Origin of the sequence: Paenibacillus sp. CCS19, from assembly GCF_033239625.1 — a bacterium.
In the GTDB taxonomy this organism is placed as follows: Bacteria; Bacillota; Bacilli; order Paenibacillales; family Paenibacillaceae; genus Paenibacillus_T.
This window is the reverse complement of record NZ_BTCK01000055.1, coordinates 34,685-42,516: the sequence shown is the minus strand read 5'-3', so window position 1 is coordinate 42,516 and position 7,832 is coordinate 34,685. Positions and strand designations below refer to the sequence as shown.

Annotated in this window: 10 protein-coding genes; 1 reads left to right on the top strand and 9 read right to left on the bottom strand. The window is 51.9% G+C overall.

Going from position 1 to position 7,832, the window contains the following annotated elements; genetic code table 11:
* The 7 genes from SBI19_RS26040 to SBI19_RS26010 all read right to left on the bottom strand — a co-directional run.
* Positions 1–728, bottom strand: a 728-nt coding sequence (locus SBI19_RS26040) for a CCA tRNA nucleotidyltransferase (protein ID WP_317972443.1), incomplete at its 3' end; no start/stop codon positions are given.
* 9 nt (positions 729–737) lie between these two features.
* A complete protein-coding gene (gene bshA, locus SBI19_RS26035; RefSeq protein WP_317972442.1) occupies positions 738–1,901 on the bottom strand; it encodes an N-acetyl-alpha-D-glucosaminyl L-malate synthase BshA in 1,164 nt (387 codons plus the stop codon).
* Between the two features lie 96 nt (positions 1,902–1,997).
* Entirely contained in the window at positions 1,998–2,711 is a 714-nt protein-coding gene (gene bshB1 / locus SBI19_RS26030) for a bacillithiol biosynthesis deacetylase BshB1 (protein ID WP_317972441.1), read from the bottom strand.
* Positions 2,708–3,133, bottom strand: a complete 426-nt coding sequence (gene mgsA, locus SBI19_RS26025) for a methylglyoxal synthase (RefSeq protein ID WP_317972440.1) — start codon at positions 3,131–3,133, stop codon at positions 2,708–2,710. The genes bshB1 and mgsA overlap by 4 nt, the downstream gene beginning before the upstream one ends.
* Before the next feature lie 28 nt (positions 3,134–3,161).
* The gene (gene dapB / locus SBI19_RS26020) at positions 3,162–3,968 is read right to left on the bottom strand and encodes a 4-hydroxy-tetrahydrodipicolinate reductase (RefSeq protein ID WP_317972439.1); all 807 of its coding nucleotides are present in this window, start codon (positions 3,966–3,968) and stop codon (positions 3,162–3,164) included.
* 5 nt (positions 3,969–3,973) lie between these two features.
* A complete protein-coding gene (locus tag SBI19_RS26015) occupies positions 3,974–4,519 on the bottom strand; it encodes a tetratricopeptide repeat protein (protein ID WP_317972438.1) in 546 nt (181 codons plus the stop codon).
* A gap of 72 nt (positions 4,520–4,591) precedes the next feature.
* A complete protein-coding gene (locus SBI19_RS26010; RefSeq protein WP_317972437.1) occupies positions 4,592–4,927 on the bottom strand; it encodes a nucleotide pyrophosphohydrolase in 336 nt (111 codons plus the stop codon).
* A gap of 178 nt (positions 4,928–5,105) precedes the next feature.
* On the opposite strand from SBI19_RS26010, the gene SBI19_RS26005 reads away from it, so the two are divergent.
* Complete coding sequence (locus SBI19_RS26005) at positions 5,106–5,975, top strand: YitT family protein (RefSeq protein ID WP_317972436.1); 870 nt, start codon at positions 5,106–5,108, stop codon at positions 5,973–5,975.
* Positions 5,976–6,079: 104 nt separating this feature from the next.
* On the opposite strand, the gene SBI19_RS26000 is transcribed toward SBI19_RS26005, so the two are convergent.
* Positions 6,080–6,997, bottom strand: coding sequence for a sporulation protein YpjB (locus SBI19_RS26000; RefSeq protein ID WP_317972435.1), 918 nt, complete (start codon positions 6,995–6,997; stop codon positions 6,080–6,082).
* A gap of 110 nt (positions 6,998–7,107) precedes the next feature.
* Positions 7,108–7,755: a DUF1405 domain-containing protein gene (locus SBI19_RS25995; RefSeq protein WP_317972434.1), complete on the bottom strand. Its 648-nt coding sequence runs from the start codon at positions 7,753–7,755 to the stop codon at positions 7,108–7,110.
* Between the last annotated feature and the right edge of the window lie 77 nt (positions 7,756–7,832).

Genomic DNA, 7,832 nt, shown 5'->3' with positions numbered 1-7,832 from the left:
GCGCTGGCCGCCTGGGCGAAGCCAGGCGGCAGCGGATCGCGGGTGCGCGGCAAGAGCCCGCTTGCCGCGAGCCAGGCGGCGGCGCGGTGCGGGCCGGCGCCGCCGACCATTTTGTCCAGCTCGATGCTTATTCGCTCCATCGCCACATGCTGCAGCAGATCGCGATTGCGGCGAATGGCACGCCATGCGCTTAGCGCGATTCGATACCCGAAGGTTGAGGCGAATCGGATCGCACGCACCATGCGCAGCGCATCCTCGCGGAATCGTTCGTCTGCCTCGCCTACGCAGCGGATGACGCCTTCCTCTATATCATCCATGCCGCCGTATAGATCAATGAGCGAACCGTCGCTCTTAATTGCCATCGCATTCATCGTGAAATCCCGCCGCAGCAAGTCGCCATCGAGATTCGGGATGAACGAAACGCCCGAAGGACGGCGATGATCATCATACGCCGCCTCGCTCCGATATGTCGTTACCTCGTAGCTTCGATCATTAAGCAATACGGTAACGGTACCGTGCGCTAGCCCGGTCGGCACTGTCCGTTCGAAGATCGACATCACGGTCTCCGGCAGCGCCGAGGTTGCAATGTCGATATCGGTAAGCGGCCTGCCTACGATGACGTCCCTCACGCATCCGCCAACGAATACAGCCTCATACCCGTTCTGACGGAGCGTCTCCAGCACCGGCAGCGCCCGCTCCATCTCCGCATTGCGGAACAGTCCCCTCATCGCTTGCTCCTATTCCGAACAGACCGGCATCGGGATGTCCGCTTCAATGCCAAGCGTCCGATAGTAGATCTGCTCATACTGCGCCGTGATCGAGTCATTACAGAACTCAAGACGTGCCCGTTGGATGCAGGCTTCTCGGAATTGACGGAACATGTCAGGGTCGGATAACAGCTTGATTGCATTGTCCGCCATCGACTTCGTATCGCCAATCGGTGACAGGAATCCCGTCTTCCCTTGTGTCACGAGCTCAGGAATGCCGCCAGCCGTTGATCCGATCGTTGGTACGCCGCAAGCCATAGCCTCGAGTGCAACGAGACCGAAGCTCTCCTTCTCCGAAGGAAGCAGCATGAGATCCGCGATCGAAATAATTTGCGCAACATCGTCCTGCTTGCCAAGGAAATGCACCTTATTCTCCAGGCCAAGCTTGTTGATCTGGCACTGAGCCTTGGTCAGCTCAGGTCCTTCGCCGACGAGCAGCAGTTTCGCTGGCATCGCCTGCGCTACACGAGCGAATACATCGACTACATCGCTGATCCGCTTCACCGGACGGAAGTTCGATATATGCATAAGCAGCTTCTCGCCATTCGGCGCGTAATCGGCCTTGAGCGATTGACATTCACGTGGATAATAGATTCGTTTGTCCACAAAATTATAGGTCAGATCGATCTCTCTCGTAATATCGAGAAGCTCGCGTGTTTCTTTGATCAGGTCCGCCGACACGGCCGTTACACTGTCGCTGCTGTTAATTGCAAGACGGATCAAGTCTTTAAGCGACTCGTCTTGTGCAAGGACCGTAATATCAGTGCCATGAAGCGTCGTGACCGTCTTCAGATGATCGCCGACCATCTGCTTCGCCAGATAAGCACAGATCGCATGGGGAACCGCGTAATGAACATGCAGTAGGTCGAGCTCCTGCATTTGCACCACCTGCGCCATCTTGCTTGCGAGCGCAAGATCGTATGGCGGGTAACGGAACACATAATAATCGTTTACTTCGACCTCATGGTAGAAAATATTTTTATGAAATTTTCCAAGCCGAAACGGCACGCTGTGTGTGATGAAATGGATCTCATGACCTTTTTCAGCCAGCAGTTTTCCGAGCTCGGTCGCCACGACACCTGAGCCGCCTAGCGACGGGTAACACGTGATGCCGATTTTTAATTTCCTCGTCACGGTTCGCAACTCCTCGGATTACAAAATTGTTGTATCCACAGTTATGTTAAATATCCTATGTCATAGCAGGCGGCGTCATTCGACGTTAGTCGTCTGTTAGAACAACGCAACCGTATGTGGTTTCTTAGTCGTGAAGCCTTCGGCATAGGACCAGCCGCGCGCCACGCCAAGCAATCGATCTCGAGCTTCTACTCGCTCGACATACCCGCTTGTAAGCGGCGTTGCGACACGGTCCTCCCCTTGCGCTACCGCCTCGAACTGAGAACGGTATGCGCGAAGCGAAGCCAGCTTGCTGTCGTACACGTCTGAGACGTCTACGGCAAGCCGTACGTCTTCTACATCGTTAATATAATAGAAGATCAGCTGCTCCACAGTGACCGCTTCAAGATGAGGCAAGTAACGGCGCAGCTTCGCATTGAATACAGCCTCTTCAACAAGGCTGCTGCACCGATTATGATCTGGATGGCGATCATTCCAATAAGGAGCGAACACAATGCGCGGACGCCATCTCCGAATTTCAGCCGTAATCGCTTCAACATGGCCTTCAGCGCCAAGACCGCGGTCAGGCAATCCAAGGTTCGATCGCGCCGTTAAGCCAAGCAATTCTGAAGCTGCAGCAGCTTCCTGCCTGCGAAGCTCAACCGTTCCGTTCGAAGACATCTCAGCCTCCGTTAGATCGCACATCCCAACTCGGTAGCCGGCTTGAATATGCTTGACGATCGTCCCCGACATACCGATTTCAGCATCGTCGGGATGCGCGCCGAATATCAATATATCGAGCTTGTCCACCTTGTCTTCTTTCGTACTCATGGCTGCGACGACTCCGGCTTATATTTGTGCACCAGCTCACGCCATGCAAAATCACCGCGCTCAAGCGCCTTAACGAGCAGCTCAGCGGTCGCAATATTCGTAGCGACAGGGATGCCCTGAACGTCGCAGAGACGAAGAAGGGCGATAATATCCGGCTCGTGCGGCTGCGCCATTAGCGGATCACGCAGGAAAATAATGAAATCCATCGTGTTCTCGGCTACCAAAGCACCGATCTGCTGGTCGCCGCCGAGCGGACCCGAACAGAAGCGGTGAATTTGGAGCGACGTATTCTCCATAATCCGTTGACCCGTCGTTCCCGTCGAATAAAGCTGGAAACCTTTGAACACGTGCTCGTAAGCTGTTACGAAGTTAACCATTTCCTCTTTTTTGCGATCGTGAGCAATAAAAGCAATATGTAACATAGCTGACGTTCCCCTCTCCGACTGTTGGTTAATCCATTAGATGTTCGAAACCGTAAATCATGCCTTCATAGCCCATAACTTTCCGTACTGCTACTGCAACGCCTGGCATATAGCCGGCACGATCGTACGAATCATGGCGAATCTTGAGCGATTGACCGAATGCGCCGAAAATCACTTCCTGCTGAGCGAATACGCCCGGCAGTCTTACACTATGTATACGGAAACCGCTATAATATCCTCCGCGAGCGCCTTCAATCGTCTCTTCCTCATTCGGATTGCCTTGTCGAATTTCCTCACGAACCTTGGAGATCAACTCGGCTGTCTTGATCGAAGTACCGGACGGCGCGTCCAGCTTCTGATCGCCATGGTATTCGATAATTTCGAGGTTTGGAAAATATTTGGATGCCTGCGCTGCGAATTGCATCATCAGAATCGCGCCAATCGAGAAGTTTGGTGCGATCAGTCCGCCGATCCCACGTTCCTTGCACAACTTGTCCAACTCGTCAATTTGCTCAGGCGAAAGGCCCGTTGCGCCTATGACCGGGCGAATGCCGCGCGAAATCGCTGCCTTCGCGTTCTCATATACCGCATGCGGTACCGTGAAATCGACCAATACGTCGATCGGACCGCTGTCGAGCGCTTCTTCCAACGTAGCGCTGAAGCTTACACCGCATGCCGGTTTTCCAACAAATGTGCCGGCGTCGACCGGACCTGCAGATCGGGCAGACGCCGCGGCCAGTACGAAATCCGCTTCATCCAACACCATTTTTACGACTTCGCGGCCCATGCGTCCGCTTGCTCCTGCTACTGCTACATGAATGGGTTTCGTTGTCATTCTATTCACCTGTTCCTTCTTCTTTGTCTTCTCTGCTTGCGATAGCGCATCGCCCGTCTCTTCCGGCTTATCTCAGTGAACAATGCTCGCGCATCATCATCTGCCGGGTTCAATCGGATCGCTTCTAACGCATATCGCAACGCGTCATCAAGCCGATTGAGCTTGACGAAAGCTTGCGCCAGCCAATAATAGGCTTCGAAGCTGAGCGGATCGAGCTCTACCGCTTCTTGCAAAGCTGCTGCCGCGATCGATGCATCCGGCGGCTGCTTGCTGAGCTCCTGCTTGCCGGAGAGTACTAACAATCTAGCTTGCACGGTATGAAGCTGATACAAATGTGCTTTCTGCTCGGGCTCCAGCTCGACGGCCTTCACTGCGTAGTGAAGCGCACGCTCCCATTTGCCGCTTCTGCCGTAAGAAATCGAACACCTATAATAATAAGAAGCATTGTTCGGATCGGCGGCAATCGCCCGTTCAAACCATAGGATGGCACCTTCGAAATCGTTCTGCAATATACATCCGTAAGCCTGTTTAAGGCAATCGTCCCCTTCCATATGCCCACCCCCCTTGTACACCGGTTGTGGTACAGCATATGTGAAGGATTGTTTCGGCGTTACGGCGCGTGTTTAGCTGTCTTGGTCCTTACGCGTCCACCTGTTAGCGTCGCGCGTATTGAATTTATTCATGACAGCATCATGCGCTTGCGTTAGATCAATGCCGAGGGAATTCGCAAAGCAGCACAGAATAAATAAGCAGTCGCCAAGCTCCATCTCCACTGAATTGTCAGCTTCGTCAGGCTTCTTCGGCTTCTCGCCATAATGATGATTAATTTCGCGTGCCAGCTCTCCGACTTCCTCCGTCATCCTTGCCATTAAGGCAAGCGGGCTGAAATAACCTTCCTTGAATTGCGATATGTAGGCATCCACTTCACGTTGGATGTCGGATAATGATTTATCGGCCATATGCATTCCTCTCTTCAAATTCGCCACTGGCGGATTATTCTATATGTTAGCCTAAAGCGCCATTGAAAACAATGGTTTTCAAACTTCGGTAAAAGCAGCATACTAATTAGAAGCTCGACTCGTTCCCGCACACATTCTGTCATCTACATAGTTGGTCGACCTACAAGGAGGCATTCCAATGTTAAGCAAACTATGGCAGCAGGCCAAATCACTTATTCCTATCATGGCTGGTACCGCCATTTATGCTTTCGGGCTCCATTATTTCGTTATCCCGAATCAGCTCATGGAGGGCGGCGTCACCGGTATCGGCGTACTTCTTAATTATGCGGTAGGCGCTCCGTTATCCATCTCCACGCTTGTGCTCAACATTCCGTTATTTCTATTAGGGCTCAAAATGCTCGGGAAAGGTCAGATGGCCTACACGATATTCGGTACAGTGAGCTTATCCGTCTTTCTGGCGTTAATCGAACGAGCGATCGCTCACGGCTGGATCGTCCCCTTTCAAACCCAACAAGACTTTATTCTCGCTGCGCTCTATGCAGGCGTTACACTGGGGTTAGGTCTTGGGATCACCTTCCGTTTCGGGGGGACGACAGGCGGCGTCGACATTATCGCCCGCATTATCGGCAAGTGGAAGGGCTGGAGCATGGGACAAGTTATTCTCGCGCTCGATCTCGTCATTATTGGGCTGGCGCTTCTGTACATTCCGAAGGAGAAGGTGCTCTACACGCTTGTTACCGTCTTCATCGCATCCCGCATGATCGATTTCATTCAAGAAGGCGCATATGCTGCCAAAGCGGTCTCCATCATTACGAATGCTGGAGACGCCATAGCGTCACGTGTAACAGAGAAAATGGATCGCGGCGTAACCCTAATCCCTGCAATCGGCGCATATTCCCGCTCCCACAAATATATCGTCTATTGCGTTGTGAACCGACAAGAGGTGCGAACGCTGCGCGAGATCGTGAAGGCAATAGATCCGCGTGCATTCATCGTCATCAATGATGTGCACGATGTTCTTGGCGAAGGCTTTAAAGAAGAAGAGTAACGTAACATTGGACTGGCCTACACCATAGTCTAGCCACACAAATACAGCCCTGCTGATGAAGGAGCGTCTAGACGACACGTCCTATCCTCAACAGGGCTGTTTCTTCATTTGATTTTGCGCTTCAAGTATAAGGGCGCTTGGCTTGTGTCACCTTTATTCATGATGGCATAAGGCGTTTCTTTATACTTGCGCCATGAAACATAAGCAAGAAGACTTGAAATCAGAGATGAAATACCGAATATCCAGCGATGCGGAACAGCGCCGCCAATCGGTGCGATAACCGGCTCTTCCCGCTCCTCACTGCTGCTGAACAGCGCTGCCGACGCCGCTTCAACAGGCGCAAGCACTTGCTGTGACAACTGGGCGTTAATCGTCCCTCGCTCCCCAGCATCGAGCAAACGCGACATATAGGTAACGCTATTAAGCAATGCTTTCATTTCCGATGACTTATTCGCTATGGCTGCCGCAATCGCGATCCGGTCCGTGTGCTCTTGCAGCGAATGCAACATAGCCGTTGCAGAAGCATAAGCCTGTGTATTGCGCATATTAATCGCTTGCCGAATTTTTGCGATATCATCTTCAATAATCGGTTCGTACTGAAGCCACATGGCGCTATCGGGTACACCGATCGACTGAGCGCCAGCAGCATCAACAGCCAGTTTAATTCGTATCGCTTGCGGTCGCCACAATACAGCGGTTTTTCCCTGCTCAATATTTACGAGCATCATCTTAACTTCTCGATGAATGTCCTGCCACTGGCTCAGTTGATCGCTGCTGCGCGCATCTAACAGCTTCTGCAATTGACTCGAAAGCTGCTGCCCAACATAATAAGCGGTCTGTCGATTGCCTAACGTTGAAGCCTCATATATGGCATCTGCTGAGCGTTGCACTCGCTGCCATGTCGAACTAGTCGAGATCGATGTTGCCGTACGCTCTGTTGGGGCTGCTGCCGCCGCTGCTCCAATTAATAGAACGGTCAGCACAAGACATAGCATACAAGCGACCAGCCATCTCTTTCTCACGTGACATCCCTCCACAGCTATTGCAGTTGCGAGTGCTTCTCCTGCTACCGCATTCGTTCTAGCTTATGAAGAGACTGTCCAAGATAGACTAGCTTCCCTTATCTTATTCTCTATCTCAATGCACTTCGATCAGCATCCCGAAGTACGATTGCCGCGTTCGTTACGATCCAGCTGAATAAAGTGAGGCCGAATGTGCAAATGCAGACGATTGGCAGATGATCATATAACGGCTTCGGAAGCCATGGAAACACATCGAATCGATAATCAACCATATCATTGATCAGCAGCCAGCCAACCGCTACACCAACCGCAGCAGATTTAACTGACATGAACCGAAGATATAATAAGCCTTCCACAGCCATACCGAGATGAGAGACAATGAGCATCCAGTCCTGCCATTCCATCGACACGCCTTCTGAAGCGCCCGCAACGATCATTGCAACCGCCCAAATTCCGTATTTGACCGATGTAGCGACACCAAGTGCTTCGATGATAGCTCGAATAACTCTACCGATCGTCGTTCTCGGCTGTGCTTTAACAAGCAAATAAACAATAGATAAAGAGAAAAACAAACTTGCTGTCGGACTATCCGGAACAAAAGGCAGCATCCATAATGGCTTATTCGCAGCTGTCCATTCGATCTGCTCGCCATACCAAATATATCCGTATATGGTGCCGAGCACATTGACGATGAGCAGCGTCCATAACATATTGCGCGAAGTTAAGAACTCGCGGCTCCAAAATAAGCGAAGCGGCAACTCACATACTCCTCTCGGTTGGACGGGTGCAGCAGCGCTCGTCCACACTTCATTGTAGTCTCAATTGCCAAAAAACC